This is a genomic window from Actinomadura sp. GTD37 (genome assembly GCF_041951365.1).
Lineage (GTDB): Bacteria > Actinomycetota > Actinomycetes > Streptosporangiales > Streptosporangiaceae > Spirillospora.
Genome location: NZ_JBGNUS010000002.1, coordinates 38601 through 53628, shown reverse-complemented (window position 1 = coordinate 53628; position 15028 = coordinate 38601). Strand labels below are relative to the sequence as shown.

Genomic DNA, 15028 nt, shown 5'->3' with positions numbered 1-15028 from the left:
AAAAGGGCTTCGGAATGATCTTCGAAGCCCCTCTGAGCTGGTACTTCTTGTCGGGACGGCGGGATTTGAACCCACGACCCCTTGACCCCCACGTGCCCTGAAAGCGTTCATCCTGCCTTCTTTGTGATCAGTCGAATCCATGAGAATATGCAGGTCAGAGGCCTAGACTGCATGACATGCAGTCATCCTGGATGATGCCCGGTGGGGCAGAGTCCACTAACGAGCCACTAACAAACGATCATTCGGGGGAGTGACGTTGGGGTCCGCGTTCAAGCGCATCGACCGCCACGGCAAGCCGCGCTACACCGCCTGCTACGAAGACCTCAAAGGCAAGATCACCTCGGCGGGGACCTTCTCCTCCAAGAAGGAGGCCGACAGGGCCTGGCAGCGCGCCGAGGCCGAGGTCGGTAAGGGCAGGGACCTCAACCTCAAACGAGGCCGGCAGACCTTCAAGAAGTACGTCGAGGAGACCTGGCTGCCCAACCACGAGGTCGAGCCGACCACCATGCAGAGCTATCACTACTCGATCTACAAGCACGTCATGCCCGAGTTCGGCGCGATTCGGATGATGGACATCCTTCCCGAACACGTCCGCGCCTGGATCAGGCAGATGAAGAGGAACGGCGTCTCCGCCGCCACCATCCGCTACAACAAGGTCGTCCTCAGTGCCATCTTCACCACCGCCCTGAACGACCAGGTGACCTACATCCACCCCTGTAAAGGAGTCCGCACCCCCACCGTCCCCGAGAAACCACTGGAAATCATCAGCCCCGAACAGTTCGACGACCTCTACCACGCCCTCCCGGACGCCGACTCCAAACTCCTCGTCGAAACCGCCATCGAAACCGGCCTGCGCTGGGGCGAACTCACCGAACTCCGCGGCCGTGACCTGAAAACCCGCTCCCGGCTCCTGACGGTCAGCCGCGTCGTAGTGGAGCTCAACCCGAAGTTCCACCCCGAGGGCAAACGCTTCCTGATCAAGGACTACCCCAAAGACAAAGAGTGGCGCCGCTTCAAGCTCAGCGACCAGATCGTCGCCAGACTCGAAGACCACATCATCGACGAGAACCTCGGCACCGACGGGCTCCTGTTCGTCTACCAGCCGGAAGTCGCGAACGAGGAGCGACCTGCCCCGCTCGACCCCGAGGTACTCGGCTGGACCGAAGAGAACACCAAGGGCCACCGATATCGCCACGGCACGCTGAGCGCCTACAACGCCGCCAAGTGCCGCTGCGACCACTGCCGACGAGCCTTCGCCGAATACCGAACGCGCCGCCGCGCCGACGGCAAGGACAACCCCCGCGAACCCCGCCGACGCGAGACCGACGGCCACGTCCCCGCCAACTGGTTCCGCAACCGGATCTGGAAGCCCGCCCTCAACAAGGCCAACCTGGACGTCAAGGTTCGCATCCACGACCTTCGCCACGCCCACGCATCCTGGCTCCTAGCCGGCGGCGCAGACCTACAGGTCGTCAAAGAGCGCCTCGGACACGGGTCCATCTCCACCGCCGAGCGTTACCTGCACACCTCGACGACGCCGACGACACCGCCCTCGCCGCCTTCGACAAGATCCGCAGTCGCCACCGCACCGATTGAGTTGAATCGATAACTGTCGCCATAGCTCGGGCGCGGCTGGTGAACTCATGAAATATCCGTCAGATTTTGTCGGGTTAAGTGGATTGTGTCTGGCTGTACCTGAGCCCATAGGCCATCGGATTAGAACTCGGCTACCAACGCTGTCGCTCCGTTAGCCAATGTGTCGCGCCCTGTCGCTCTCTCTCAATATGCACGGTTTTCAGCAGCCTTCGTTCCCGCTTCGTGCTGCCCTCTGCCAGCCCGTTCCACGACATACGAGCAAACACCGAGCGAACATGGGCCGGGGTTGCACAGGTTCGAGCCCTCCCGGAGTTGGCGGCCACGGCCTTGCCCGGGGCGATGCACACATCGACGACGCCGCGGTTGCGTAGTTCGGCCAGCACGGTCATCCAGTGCTTGGCGCCCTCGCCGCCGGTGCCGACCCACGGGCCCAGCACGTCGCGTTCACCGTGGCAGTCGATCCCGACGGCGACGTGGATCGGCCGGTTGGCCACGTTCCCTTCGCGGATCTTGACATTCAGGGCGTCGATCAGCGCGACCGGGTACACGCTGTCCAGGGGCCGGGCCCGCCAGGACTCCATCTCGGCCACGACCTTGTCGGTCACCCGGGAGATCAGATCTCTGGACACTTCGACCTGGTAGATCTCGGCCAGGTGCGCGCGGATCTCCCCGGTGGTCAGGCCCTTGGCATACAGCAAGATGATCGAGTCATCGAACCCCGCCACCCGGCGGGCATGCTTGGGCACGATCTGCGGTCCGAACTCGCCCGCCCGGTCCGGGGGTACCTGGACACCGGCCGGCCCGATCTCGGTGGCCACCGTCTTGGACGAGGTCCCATTGCGGTGGTCACCGGTCGGCTCGGCCGGACGTTCACCCCGGTCATAGCCCAGATGTTCGGTCATCTCGGCTTCGAGCGCGGTCTGCAGCACGGTCTTGGTGATCCCGGCCAAAGCCCATCCGGCCCGACCAGCGACACCCCTCGGCCTTGGCCTTTGTCGATGAGTTCGGCGGCCGGCTGCACATCCAGCCCGCCAGCGATCTCGTCTTTGCCGCCGTTGGTCACAGATGATCCTTCCCGGGCAGGGCGCCAGCCCCAGCCTTCCGGATCACCACCCCGCCCACACGATCTTCAGGACACTCCCCAACTGGAGGATGATCACCGCCTCGTCTGCAGACTTTCAGATACTCCCCGCGGGCCAAGGCCATGCGGACGGCGGGGACGTCATCGCCCGCCTCGTCCGGCGAGGCGACGTGCAGCCGCGCGCGGCCGGCCAAGGACTGCATCGTGGGGCTGGGGGCGGGGCCGGCCATTGGCTCCGGAGGCTGGTTGGATGGGAGGGTGGAACTCCCTGATACCGCTGTGCTTGTCACCGAGATCGACGGGTTCCGGGCAGGCGAAGGCGGTTACTGCCTGCGTTTTTATCATGATGTGCCCAGGAATGAGTGGTACGTCGATTTCTGGCCGGTCTGGCGGGCAGCCGTCCAGTCACAGGATGTCCAGCGGTTCATCGGGGCCTGCCTGAGCGTGCTCAAGGGAGGAGCCTTCGAGGGTGCGGCGCGGTTCTTCGATGACGGTCACGTCAGTGGCTCAGTGCTGGTCACGCCGCTCCGGAACGATGCCGTGTGGCTGGCCGTCGACCTGGACGTGGACTTCCAGCAGGACCTGACCGGAGCGCGTCCGCAGACTGTCGGCTTCGCGCCCGGCTGCCGTTTCGAGTCCACTCAGGAACGCGGCAGGCTGCTCAGCTCATTGCGTGCGCTTCGCGCGCGTGTCGACGGCCTGGACGACCCCGAGCCACCCGTCGGTACGGCGACGATCGCCGAACTCGACTTTCGCGCCGACGACGGCGCCGGCGACCTACTCACGATGGGCTTCCTCCATGACGAGGCGGGCGATCGATGGTTCGTCTCCCTCTCAACGGAACAGGGGTTTCCGGTACGCCACTTGCCGTTGACCCACCAGGGCCTCCGCAGGTTCGTCAACGCCTATCAGCACACCGCCGACGCCCTTCAGGCTCCAGCGGAGACTCGACTCCTCCACTACTACGACCACGAAATCGTCATTAACACGTTCGCCTTCAAATACGACCACGACACGCAGTCGATCGCCGACCTGGCCCAGGACGAGATAGACCTTCGCCTGGCCATCCGGTGCGGAACAGGATCGGAGTTCACCGGCCGATCACCGGACGGCGAACCACTTTTCGCCGGAGGAGATCCCGCATGGGGAATGGATTTCATCTCCCTCCAGAACCCGCCCCGGCTGCGGCAGGCGGTAGCCGAGATCGTTACTGTTTGCCGGATGGAGTACACGATCCCCCGCGGCAACTGGCTCGAAGCCGAGTCCTTCCGCAAGCTTCTGAACCAGGTCGCCGCGCTGGACCTTGGCGGGTGGAGCCTGCCGGAGTTCGAGCGCGCCACCTCCGCGCTGGGCTGGGAACTCAAGCCGCCCGAGGAGGTCGCGGGGGAGGTCTTGCGCAGGTTCGCCGCCCGGAAGGGTCCCTGGGGCGGATACGGCACCGTGATAGCCGATCCCTCCACCCCCGATCAGGTAGGCACGCTGAACGTACGCGTCGTCGACCTGCCCGCCGAGAACGTCTCGACCGCCGCCGGGCTCGTCCGAGCCGCCTGGTGGGTCATGGAGCAGGAGTTCGGTCCGCCGACTCTCTGGGGCGGCGATATCGGCCCCTGGATGTTGTGGCGGCGTCCCGACACCAGCTTCCTCGTCCACTCGCACGACGGGGGAGAGGTCAGCCTCGAACTACTCCACACCAACGCGGACGCTGACGCAGCCGGGCGGGACGACTCCCGCGGTTCCTGGCGCGCCTCCGCCCCATCCGACCTACCCGTATCCCCCACCCGTACCAGCGGCGCCAGCTGGGACGACGTTCAAAAGCGCCTGTACGAGGCGTTGCGTGCCCTCAACCACGACACCCCGTTCTTGCCCGGCAGGTTCATCCTGCGCCTGGAGTCGGCACGCGAACCCGACCGGCTCGTCCAGTGCTGGAGCCAGGATTTGGACCTCGTCATCGAGGCCACCGGCTACGTACACCACCCCGAACTCGCCGACTCCAGCCGCCTAGCCGACAGCGGCTGGGAGCCCGCACAATCCCTATGGCAACGCCGCCTCCCCAACGCCATGGAAAACAGCGCACACGCCAAAACCGCCGCCCACATGCTCGTCGAGGAACTCCAGAACCTGGACATCGACCTAGCCGACCTGGTCTACAACGGCACTATGGACGGTCGCGGACAAAGCTTCCATCTCGACCTGCCCAAGCTCGGCATCCCGCGCACCGCCCCCGACGCCTGAACAAGCTAAAGGCCGAGACCCCGCCCGATGACCTCCGTCGTGCCGCCGCACAATCCTGATATGCGGAGGAGCTACCACGGCAAACTGCTGATCAAGCCGAGCCGCGAGGCCGTCAGACTGATCCGGAACGGGCTGCGTACCAGGTGCGGTCCCTTCGCGGGGCCATCTCGCCGCGGTGTTGCAGAGGCTCAATCCCACCATCCAGGGCTGGGCCGCCTACTACGGGGTGCGGTCGCCAGCGAGGTCTTCACCGGACTGGACGACTACATGTGGAAGCTGCTTTACACAAGGGCTCCCCGGGCTCACCCGAACAAGCCGGAACACTGGGTCACCGCTCGGTACTCCGGCGAGTTCAACAAGTCCAGGCGCGATCAATGGGTGTCCGGCGACCGCCACAGCGGCGCCTGCCCACTGAAGTTCGCCTGGACGAACATCATCCGACACCAGATGGTCCACGGCGCGGCCTCTCCGGACGACCCCGCCCTGACCGCCTACTGGGCCGAACGGCGCCGCCGTAGTGCGCCTCCACCGGATCAACCGCGCCACCTTGAGTCTCCTCCGGGCGCAAGACGAGCGATGTCTGATCTGCCGGGGCCTGTACGCCGACGATCCACCGTCCAGCCCCACCGAATGGGAGCACTGGTTACGGGTCACCCGCCAAGCGATCATCTCCCCGCGTGATCGCCTGCCACGGCACCGGCACTTCGGATGGCGCTCAACTCCGTCTCATTCACTCCACCTGCCGACGTCGCATCAGCCCGCCCTGGGACCGGCCCAGGTCGGCGGCTTTCAACCGGGCCTTGCGGCGCCGGCGCATCCGGTTGCCGCCGCTGCCAGGGATCCTGCTAAGGGTCGTGCCGGTCATCGGGTCGCGTGGCTTACGGGTCGGGTTCGCCACTTTGGCGCAGCCCCTTTTCCTTGGCCGCGGCATGCTTCAGATCCTCGGGCCGTTCCGGTTCCAGGGCCATCCGGCGGTGTGGTGATGCGCGCGGGAGGTGGTGAAGTCCACGCTGACCAGGTCCAGGCCGACATCGCCGCGCATGCGCCGGTGATGCCGCTCGCTCACGCTCCGGTGAGAGCAGTCACTCGATGGTGACCAGCAGCAACTGATCCGAACTGCGAACAGGCCTCAGCCTTTCAGGAAGTTCAGCAGTTCGGTGTTGACCTGGTCCTGATGCGTGGCGGTTATGCCATGCGGGGCGCCCGGGTAGTAGATATCCTTCGCGCCCTTGATGAGTTGGGCGGACTTCCTCGCCGAGTCATTGACGGGGACGATTTGGTCGTCCTCGCCGTGCAGCACCAGGGTCGGAACGTCGAACTTGGCGAGGTCCTCGGTGAAATCAGTCTCCGAGAATGCCTTGATGCTGTAGTAGGCATTGAGGAGGCCGGACTGCATGCTCCAGAGCCAGAACTGGTCGAGGATTCCTTGTGAGACATCGGCGCCGGGCCTGTTGGCGCCGTAGAATTGGAGGGCCAGATCCTGATAGAACTGCGAGCGGTCTTTGACAAGGGACTCGCGTAGGCCATCAAAGACTTCGATCGGCAGGCCTTCGGGATTGGCCTCGGTCTTCAACATGATCGGAGGCACTGCAGCTATCAGGACTGCCTTGGCGACTCGCCCCGTTCCGTAACGCCCGATGTAGCGCGCGACCTCGCCGCCGCCCGTGGAATGGCCTATCAGGCTGACATCATCAAGATCGAGCGACTCGATCACGGCTGCGAGATCGTCGGCATAGCCGTCCATGTCGTTTCCCGAGGTTGCCTGGCTGGACCGGCCATGACCGCGCCGGTCGTGCGCGACCACGCGGAAACCGTGCTGCAGGAGGAACAGCATCTGCCCGTCCCACGCGTCGGAGTTCAGCGGCCAGCCGTGAGAGAACGTCACGGCGGGACCCTCACCCCAGTCCTTGTAGTAGATCTCGGTGCCGTCCTTGGCCGTTATGGTGCTCATAGCGTCTCCTCCTTGCGGGCGATGTGGTCGCAGGGCCGACCGCAGGTACCGATGCGATGCCGGTCGAGTCCGTGGAATGTCTCCCTCCTGTGCCCGACACCTCATGTCCCTAATCTGGCCCGAGCAGTGACGCATAGAGGTCGGTGAGGTCCGGCCACAGCGGTTTTACCATTGCCAGTCGGCCCATCTATGGGGCTGTGCGGGCCGAGGCCCGCAATGCGTCACCGAAATCTCTCCGCCAGTCGATGTCGAAACTTTGTTGGCACTTTGCTGAAACTGGAGCGCCCCGGGTTGGGTGGAGGCCCTGATACCGGGAAAGGTGAGGGGCTGTGGCACCCTCGAGGGGGTACTCCCCTGAGCTGTGTGGACGCGGGGTCCGGATGGTCTTTGAGCTGCGGGAGCAGACGGGTGAGAGGACCGGGTCGATCGCCCGGGTGGCCGACCGGCTCGGGGTGCGTCGTGAGGCGTTGCGGACCTGGATCCGGCAGGCCGAGGTCGATGGCGGGCTGCGTCGGGGGACCACGGCCAGCGAACTCGACCCGAAGCTGCAAGGGCGATTCCTTCGGCGACGCCGCCGCCGAGTCACTCAACAGCCTCTGCAAGAAGGAACTCATCGACTTCCATGGCGGCTGGGAAACATCATGGACGTGACGATCGCCACGATGGAATGGGTGGCGTGGTACAACACCGAAAGGATGCATTCCTACTGCGGGAACATCCCCCCGCGCGAGTACGAGGAAGCGTTCCACCGGTCCCGTGGCACAGCGGCCCGGGCCGGCTGAGAACCAACGATCTGAGCCTCCAACATCGCCGGGGCGGTCCAGCTTCGAATCCCCCGAATTCGATAGCTGATCTGCTCGGTCCTTGATCTACCCACCAAGATCATTTTTACCCCTCAGGAGATACCCTCGCCTGAACGGTAGGACAAGCTCCGCGGAGATCGTAATGACGAGACCGCCGCGGTAGGGGCTGGTGGTCAGGGCCAGTTCCGGCTCGGTGCGGGCGGGCTGGGGGTGGTGCGGGCGAAGGCGGTGAAGTCGGTCGGAGTCAGTCACCCCGGAGGGCGACATTCAGTCGGACCATAGACACCCCGACATTCACGTCTTTCACGTTAAGTAGCGATCCATTACATGGTGTAACAGGTCGCGGCGGGGGAAGTTCGTGAGGCATGGAAAGGCGTGAGCGCATCCGCTACCGTCGCGATCGGCTGTTCGGGTCAGTGCGGGGACGCGCGACGATCATGTCCGTCACGGTCGCGGCGGTGTTCCTGACGGCGGCGGTCGTGCTCGGCATGGTACTCGTGCGCGGCTGGCTCGAGAGCCGCGCCTCGCTCCAGGGTCAAGAAACCACCGCGCGGATCGCGTTCGACATGCTCAGCGATGGGCCAGACTCGGCGATCGCGCCCCGGCACGGCGAGGCGCGCATGGTCGTGCAGATCGTGAGTGCGGACGGTCGCAAGGTGCTGGCGGCCAGCGGCGCCGGCCGGGGAAAGACCCCGCTGGCCGCGTCCAACATCGCCGCAGGCGATCTCATAGTCCACCGGAGAGCTTGCCCGAGGTCCATTCCCCGCTGTGTGTGGGTCTCCGGCAGGCGGGTGCGCTCGTCACCCTGGGGACCGGGCGTCATGATCGTCGCGGCCGCTCCGCTCCCAAAGCTACTAAGCGTGTGGGCGCTGCCGCTGGCGTCGGCCCTGCTTGCGGTGGCGTTGATAGCCCTCGTGGCGTGGTGGACGTGGTACACGATCGGAAGGGCGTTCACCCCGATTCACCGGATCCGCCGGCAACTGGCGGATCTCGACGGGACTGACCTGGATCAGCGGGTGTTCGTCCCGCAGACCCATGGGGAGATCCAGGCACTCGGCGAAGAACTTAACCGGACGCTGCAGCGGCTGGAGGAGGCGACAAACCGGGAACGGAGATTCGTTTCGGACGCCTCGCACGACCTGCGCAACCCGATCTCCGGGCTCCACATGCAACTGGAGCTGGCGCTGGACGAAACGGGCGAGGAGTGGCGGCCGATGGTCCGCTCGGCGTTGCGCGACACCGAACGGCTCAACGACATCGTGATCGACCTGCTGGAACTGTCCCGGCTGGACTCGCGTGCACCGCAGCCGGTGAAGCTGGTCGACCTCGCCGAACTGGCACGCCAGGAGGTGGACCGGCGGCCGGACGTTACTCCGATCAACGCCCGACTGGAGCCCGGCGTCCTCGTCCGCGCGAATCCGGTGCGGATGACGCGGGTGCTGAGCAGCCTGCTGAGCAATGCCGAGCGGCATGCCGAGTCCGCCATCGAGGTCACCGTCCGGCAGGACGCCGGCATGGCAATCCTCGAAGTCCTTGACGACGGCCATGGCGTCCCCGCCGACCAGCGGGAACGCGTCTTCGAGCGATTCGCCCGGCTCGCCGAGTCACGTAACCGCGATTCCCAAGGGTCGGGGCTCGGGCTGCCGATTGCCCGCGAGATCTGCGAGGTCTACGGCGGCTCTCTCTCCATCGGCGACAGCACTAAGGGAGCCCGATTCGTCATGTGCCTTCCCTTGGCAGAGGCCGACGAATCACGTTGGTGCTGTAGGGCTTCAGATTCCGAATTTGGGGCCTGACCTGCTGGTCTCCCGGCGGGATCAGGAGGCGGTCGGGCAATCTGGGACGCGATGGCGTGGTCACTGTCGTACGACCTGACACACGCGACTCGCTGGGTGTGCAACCCAGAGCTCGGTCTCCCGGCTGCGATGGATGCCTGACCGGCCACCGGCGCCGCACTGGAAGGGAACGACATCGTGGACATGAAGCTGGAGGTCGTCGTGCTCCCCGTCGCCGACGCCGACCGGGCCAAGGACTTCTACACCGCGCTGGGCTGGCGCGAGGACGCTGACGTCGGCACCGGCGAGGACTTCCGAGTGGTGCAGCTGACGCCGCCCGGTTCGGCGTGCTCGGTGATCTTCGGCACCGGGCTCACCGAGGCAGACCGGCGAACTGTTCTTCGCCTCCAGCAACGACCTGGTCTACCAGTTCGACTACGCAGGCGACCCCGACCACGTCACCATCGACCTCACCGACGCCCACGTCTGGGACGCCTCCACCGTCGCCGCCCTCGACGCCATCACCACCAAGTACGTCGCTGTGAGAGCGGATGCGTGATGGGTATGTGCCGACGTGGACGGTAGTCGAGCGCCGATCGTTGAGGGAGCGCACCCATGGGGATAGACGTCGAGTCACGGCCGCTGACAGGCAGATCTGAGGTCGGGGCGGTCGTGCTCACCGTCAACGGGCAGGTCCGCGAGCTGCGAATCGAGCCCCGGGTGAGCCTGCTGGACGCGTTGCGTGAGCATCTCGGGCTGACCGGTTCGAAGAAGGGCTGTGACCAGGGCGCCTGCGGCGCGTGCACGGTGTGGGTGGACGGCCGCCGGGTGCTGGCCTGCCTGACGCTCGCGATCACCTGCGAGGGACGCGAGGTCACCACCATCGAGGGCGTCGCGGACGGCGACCGCCTGCACCCCATGCAGGAGGCGTTCATCGCCCATGACGCGTTCCAGTGCGGCTTTTGCACGCCGGGGCAGATCATGTCGGCGGTCGCGCTGCTGGGCGAGGGGCACGCCGCCGACGACGAGATCGCCGAGTGGATGAGCGGGAACATCTGCCGGTGCGCGGCCTACCCGAACATCCGGGCCGCGATCCGCGAGGTCCGCGACGCGGCGGGCGGTGCGGGACGGTGAGGCCGTTCGACTACGCGCGGGCGGCCGACGTCGACACGGCGATCGCGACGGTCCGGGCGCATCCGGGCGGCGCGTTCCTCGCCGGCGGCACGACCGAGGTCGACCTGGTGCGCCAGAACGTGCTGCGTCCGGACCTGCTGGTCGACATCAACGACCTGCCGCTGAACCGCGTCGAGGACCTGCCGGACGGCGGCCTGCGCATCGGCGCGCTGGCGCGCATGAGCGACGTCGCGCGGGCGGCCGGGGTGGTGGACAGGTACCCGTTCGTCGCGCAGGCGCTGCTGCTGGGCGCCTCCGCGCAACTGCGGAACATGGCCTCGATCGGCGGCAACCTGTGCCAGCGGGTGCGGTGCGGCTACTTCCGCGATGCCGTCTCGCCGTGCAACAAGCGCGAGCCCGGCAGCGGTTGCGCCGCCGTCACCGGGTTCCACCGCGGGCACGCCGTGCTCGGCACCAGCGGCGCGTGCATCGCGACGCATCCGTCCGACGTCGCGGTCGCGCTGGTCGCCGTCGACGCGGTGGTGCGCACGCGCGGCCCGGGAGGCGAGCGGGCCGTCCCCATCGACGACTTCTTCCTGCTGCCGGGCGAGACCCCGCAGCATGAGCATCCCCTGGAGCACGGGGAGCTGATCACGGCGATCGAGGTCCCCCCGGTTCCGGTGGCGCGCCGGTCGGTGTACCTGAAGGTCCGCGACCGGGCGTCCTACGAGTTCGCGCTCGCCTCCGTCGCGGCGGCCGTGGACGTCCGGGACGGCGCCGTCGCCGACGTCCGGCTGGCGCTCGGCGGCGTCGCGACCAAGCCGTGGCGCGCGCGGTCGGCCGAGCGGAGCCTGCTCGGCCGGCCCGCCTCGCGGGACGCCTTCGCCGAGGCCGCCGCGCTGGAACTGGCGGCGGCCACCGCACGGCCCATGAACGCGTTCAAGGTCGAGTTGGCGCAGCGGACGATCGTCAGGGCGCTGACGATGCTCACGAACGGGGATGACCGATGAGCGGATCCATCGGGCAGGGGGCAGCGCGGGTCGACGGCCGGGAGAAGGTCACCGGCACGGCGCGCTACTCGGGGGAGATCGCGCTGCCGGGCCTGGCCCACGGGCAGATCGTCGGCGCCGCGGTGCCCAGCGGGCGGATCACCTCGATCAACACGGCGGCGGCGGAACGCGCCGACGGAGTCGCCGCGATCCTGACCCGGCACGACCTGCCCGAGGTCGCCCGCGTGCCTCTCGTCCCGTCGCTGATGGGCGGGCCGGCACCGGGCGAGACGTTCTTCCCCATGCAGGACGACGTGGTGCACTACGCGGGGCAGCCGGTCGCGATCGTCGTGGCCGGCAGCCTGGAGCAGGCCCGGTACGCCGCCACCCTGGTCGAGGTCGAGTACGCCGAGACCCCGTCCGTCACCGTCATCGAGCAGGGCCGCGCGGACGCCTACGAACCGGAGAAGATCTTCGGGGGCTTCATGCCGGCCCAGCTGCACCGCGGCGACATCGAGGACGGGATGGCGGACGGAGACCTCCGCGTCGACACCATGGTCCGGTTCGCCCCCAATCACCACAACGCGCTGGAGCCGCTGACCACCACCGCCGTGTGGGAGGGCGACAGCCTGACGCTGTACGACTCCTGCCAGGGCATCAAGGCCGTGCAGCTGACCGTCGCCGCCCTGCTCGGCATGTCCCCGTCGAAGGTCCGGGTGCTGACCCGGTTCGTGGGCGGCGCGTTCGGGTCCAAGGCGATGGTCTGGCCGCACGTGACCCTCGCCGCGCTGGCGGCCCGGCACGTCCGGCGTCCGGTCCGGCTCACGGTCACGCGCGAGCAGATGTTCACCTCCTGCGGGCACCGCGAGGAGCAGGAGCAGCACGTCCGGCTCGGGGCTCGGGCCGACGGCACGCTCACCGCGATCCGGCACCACAAGATCTCCGTCACCTCGCCCTTCGACGACTGGGCCGAACCCGCCTTCGGCGCCTCGTCCCAGCTGTACGCCGCCCCCGCCTTCGAGGGCGTCCATCACCTGGTGCGCGGCAACACGATGACGCCCACGTTCACGCGCGGGCCGGGCGAGGCCGCCGGGGTGTTCAGCCTCGAATGCGCCATGGACGAGCTCGCCCGCGAACTCGGCATCGACCCGGTCGAACTGCGGATGCGCAACCTCACCGGCGCCGACCCGAACACCGGCCACCCCTGGTCCAGCAGCGGGCTGGACGAATGCCTGCGGCGGGGCGCGCGGCGGTTCGGCTGGGACGGCCGCGACCCGGCGCCCGGCGCCCGCCGTGAGGGGAACTGGCTGATCGGGACCGGGATGGCCGCCGCCGCGTACCCGGTCGCGTTCTTCATGCGCACCCAGCGGGCCCGCGCCCGCCTGTACTCCGACGCCACCGCCGTCGTGTCCACCGCCGCGCAGGAATTCGGGACCGGCATGACCACCGTCCTGACCCAGGTCGCCGCCGACGGCCTCGGAATCGACCTGCGCGACGTGCGCCTGGACTACGGCGACACCGACCTGCCGACCGCCGGCTCGCCCGTGGGCTCCAACGGCGCGATGATGGTCAGCGCCGCCGTGCACAACGCGGCCACCGCGGTACGCGACCAGATGATCGCCATGGCCGCAGGAGACCCGGAGTCGCCCCTGCACGGCGCCGACCCCGGCGAGATCACGGTCACCGGCGGGCGGATGGCCGTCGCCGACGGCACCGGTGAGAGCTACCGCGCCCTGATGGAGCGGCATCTCATGAACGACACCGAAGCCACCGGCAGCTGGGATCCGCCGCCGCTGGACACCCCGTACGGGCTGCTCACGTTCGGCGCCCAGTTCGCCGAGGTCGCGGTCGACGCCGACCTCGGCATCGTCCGGGTCCGCCGCATGACCGCGGCGTTCGCGCCCGGCCGCGTCCTCAACCCGATGACGGCCCGGAGCCAGCTCATGGGCGGCATGCTCTGGGGCATGAGTCAGGCCCTGCTCGAAGGCACCCGCATGGACACCGGCCTCGGCCGCTGGGCCAACGCCGGCCTCGGCGACTACCTCGTGCCCGTCAACGCCGACGCACCCGAGATCGACATCGAACTGATCGAGGTCGAGGACCGTGTCACCGGCCCGCTCGGGGTCAAGGGCGTCGGCGAGATCGGCCAGGTGGGCTCGGGCGCCGCGATCGCCAACGCCGTCCACCACGCCACCGGCCACCGCGTCCGCGAACTGCCGATCACCGCCGAACACCTGCTGCCCCACCTGCCCGCATGACCGGTACCGCACCTCGCCGGGCACGGGCGGCCGCCCTCATCTGCGGCACCGCGTCACCGCTTCCCGAACGGCCGTCGCTGACCGCACCGCGCCATCTCCGGCCCGCGCACTCGGCGGACGCGCGGACCGGCGGGCGTCTCACCGCCCAGCCCTGGGCGGGGCTGGGCGGTGTCCTGCTCACCGCGGTCGTGGCACTGGCCCTCGCGCTGGGTACCGGCAGCGTCCGGACGTCGCTGCTGGTCCTCGGCCCACTGGCCACCTTCGGGCTGCCCGCCGTCGCCATGATCGCGTTCTGGTGGCACGACTGGCCCGGCTCCCGGCTGTCCGCGCCATGGACGGGCCTGATCGACACCGTTCTGGTCGCCGTCGCCGCCGTGGTGCTGACCATCGCCGGTCAGGCCGTCGTCGAGCGTTCCGACCTCCGGGGGATCTTCCAGGCCCATCCCGACGCCGGCGTTCCCACCTCGTTCCCCGCGACGCTCCCCTTGGCGGCCGTACTGTTCACCGCCATGCTCCAGTTGACGCTGGTGTGCGAACGCTGGCCGCTGGCGGGATTCGGGCGGCTCACCTCGGGCCTCGCCGCGCTCGCGCTCTCCTGGGCGATCGGGGTCGGCGCCTACTTCCTGTTCGTCAACCACGATGCCGTACCGGCCGCCGAACGGGCCGCCGCCGGGCTGCGCAACCCCGGCGGCCCGGTCGCCGCGCCCGAATTCGGATCGGCGCTCGCCGCGGTGGGCGCCTGGCAGACGGTCTTCTTCATCGCCCTGCGCGGCTGGCCCGTCAACGCCATCGTCCGGCGCACGCCACGCCTGGTCGCCGGCAACGTCCTCGTCATCGCCCTCGGGACTCTCACCTATCTGGCGCTCCGCGATCTGGCGGGGTGGCGTCCGGCGGCCATCAGCGCCGCGTGCGGCTGCGTCATCAGCGCCGTCCTGGTCGTGGCCATGCTGTTCGAGTGCTGGCCGGCGACCCGGCTCCGTCCCATGCCGGAGCGCGCCCTCACCCTCGCCCTCAGCGCGCTGGTCGCGCTCGTGCTCAACCGCGCGCTGGCCGCCTACGCGGGGACCGTGCCCTGGACGAGGGCCACCGCGGACGACTGGGTCACCACCGCCGCACTCAGCTTCATCAGCGTCAGCATCATCCTGCACGTGGGCATCGGCCTCCGCTGGCCCTTCAACCCCAGAGCCGAACCCGAAGGATGACTCAGGACGACATGGCCTGAACCGCACC

12 protein-coding genes are annotated in these 15028 nt (G+C 68.0%); 9 read left to right on the top strand and 3 right to left on the bottom strand.

What is annotated here, in order from left to right:
- The first annotated feature begins 256 nt into the window (after positions 1-256).
- Positions 257-1609, top strand: coding sequence for a tyrosine-type recombinase/integrase (locus ACA511_RS14355; RefSeq protein WP_375024781.1), 1353 nt, complete (start codon positions 257-259; stop codon positions 1607-1609).
- A 118-nt stretch (positions 1610-1727) separates the two neighbouring features.
- On the opposite strand, the gene ACA511_RS14350 is transcribed toward ACA511_RS14355, so the two are convergent.
- Entirely contained in the window at positions 1728-2546 is an 819-nt protein-coding gene (locus tag ACA511_RS14350) for a transposase (RefSeq protein WP_375024780.1), read from the bottom strand.
- Between the two features lie 389 nt (positions 2547-2935).
- Here ACA511_RS14350 and ACA511_RS14345 point away from each other — a divergent pair, with 389 nt between their 5' ends.
- A complete protein-coding gene (locus tag ACA511_RS14345; protein ID WP_375024779.1) occupies positions 2936-4909 on the top strand; it encodes a hypothetical protein in 1974 nt (657 codons plus the stop codon).
- Between the two features lie 934 nt (positions 4910-5843).
- Here the strand turns inward: ACA511_RS14345 and ACA511_RS14340 are convergent.
- Together ACA511_RS14340 and ACA511_RS14335 are read right to left on the bottom strand one after the other, a co-directional pair.
- Positions 5844-5975: a hypothetical protein gene (locus ACA511_RS14340; protein ID WP_375024778.1), complete on the bottom strand. Its 132-nt coding sequence runs from the start codon at positions 5973-5975 to the stop codon at positions 5844-5846.
- 63 nt (positions 5976-6038) lie between these two features.
- Positions 6039-6860, bottom strand: coding sequence for an alpha/beta fold hydrolase (locus tag ACA511_RS14335; protein WP_375024777.1), 822 nt, complete (start codon positions 6858-6860; stop codon positions 6039-6041).
- A gap of 380 nt (positions 6861-7240) precedes the next feature.
- On the opposite strand from ACA511_RS14335, the gene ACA511_RS14330 reads away from it, so the two are divergent.
- The 7 genes from ACA511_RS14330 to ACA511_RS14300 all read left to right on the top strand — a co-directional run bounded on the left by ACA511_RS14330 (position 7241) and on the right by ACA511_RS14300 (position 15000).
- A complete protein-coding gene (locus ACA511_RS14330; RefSeq protein WP_375024776.1) occupies positions 7241-7642 on the top strand; it encodes a hypothetical protein in 402 nt (133 codons plus the stop codon).
- Positions 7643-8028: 386 nt separating this feature from the next.
- Positions 8029-9459: an ATP-binding protein gene (locus ACA511_RS14325; protein WP_375024775.1), complete on the top strand. Its 1431-nt coding sequence runs from the start codon at positions 8029-8031 to the stop codon at positions 9457-9459.
- Positions 9460-9642: 183 nt separating this feature from the next.
- The gene (locus ACA511_RS14320) at positions 9643-10023 is read left to right on the top strand and encodes a VOC family protein (protein WP_375025585.1); all 381 of its coding nucleotides are present in this window, start codon (positions 9643-9645) and stop codon (positions 10021-10023) included.
- Positions 10024-10053: 30 nt separating this feature from the next.
- Positions 10054-10572, top strand: coding sequence for a (2Fe-2S)-binding protein (locus tag ACA511_RS14315; RefSeq protein ID WP_375024774.1), 519 nt, complete (start codon positions 10054-10056; stop codon positions 10570-10572).
- Positions 10569-11561 (top strand): FAD binding domain-containing protein, encoded by a 993-nt coding sequence (locus ACA511_RS14310; RefSeq protein ID WP_375024773.1) that lies wholly within the window; start codon positions 10569-10571, stop codon positions 11559-11561. The genes ACA511_RS14315 and ACA511_RS14310 overlap by 4 nt, the downstream gene beginning before the upstream one ends.
- Positions 11558-13798, top strand: coding sequence for a xanthine dehydrogenase family protein molybdopterin-binding subunit (locus ACA511_RS14305; protein WP_375024772.1), 2241 nt, complete (start codon positions 11558-11560; stop codon positions 13796-13798). The genes ACA511_RS14310 and ACA511_RS14305 overlap by 4 nt, the downstream gene beginning before the upstream one ends.
- Positions 13795-15000, top strand: coding sequence for a hypothetical protein (locus ACA511_RS14300; RefSeq protein ID WP_375024771.1), 1206 nt, complete (start codon positions 13795-13797; stop codon positions 14998-15000). Before ACA511_RS14305 ends, ACA511_RS14300 begins: the two co-directional genes overlap by 4 nt.
- Positions 15001-15028: the final 28 nt, after the last annotated feature.

Excerpts from the sequence above, each read along its gene's own strand:
- ACA511_RS14335 (WP_375024777.1), bottom strand. The coding sequence starts at position 6,860 with ATGAGCACCATAACGGCCAAGGACGGCACCGAGATCTACTACAAGGAC.
- ACA511_RS14315 (WP_375024774.1), top strand. The coding sequence starts at position 10,054 with ATGGGGATAGACGTCGAGTCACGGCCGCTGACAGGCAGATCTGAGGTC.
- ACA511_RS14325 (WP_375024775.1), top strand. The coding sequence starts at position 8,029 with ATGGAAAGGCGTGAGCGCATCCGCTACCGTCGCGATCGGCTGTTCGGG.
- ACA511_RS14320 (WP_375025585.1), top strand. The coding sequence starts at position 9,643 with ATGAAGCTGGAGGTCGTCGTGCTCCCCGTCGCCGACGCCGACCGGGCC.
- ACA511_RS14300 (WP_375024771.1), top strand. The coding sequence starts at position 13,795 with ATGACCGGTACCGCACCTCGCCGGGCACGGGCGGCCGCCCTCATCTGC.
- ACA511_RS14305 (WP_375024772.1), top strand. The coding sequence starts at position 11,558 with ATGAGCGGATCCATCGGGCAGGGGGCAGCGCGGGTCGACGGCCGGGAG.
- ACA511_RS14330 (WP_375024776.1), top strand. The coding sequence starts at position 7,241 with ATGGTCTTTGAGCTGCGGGAGCAGACGGGTGAGAGGACCGGGTCGATC.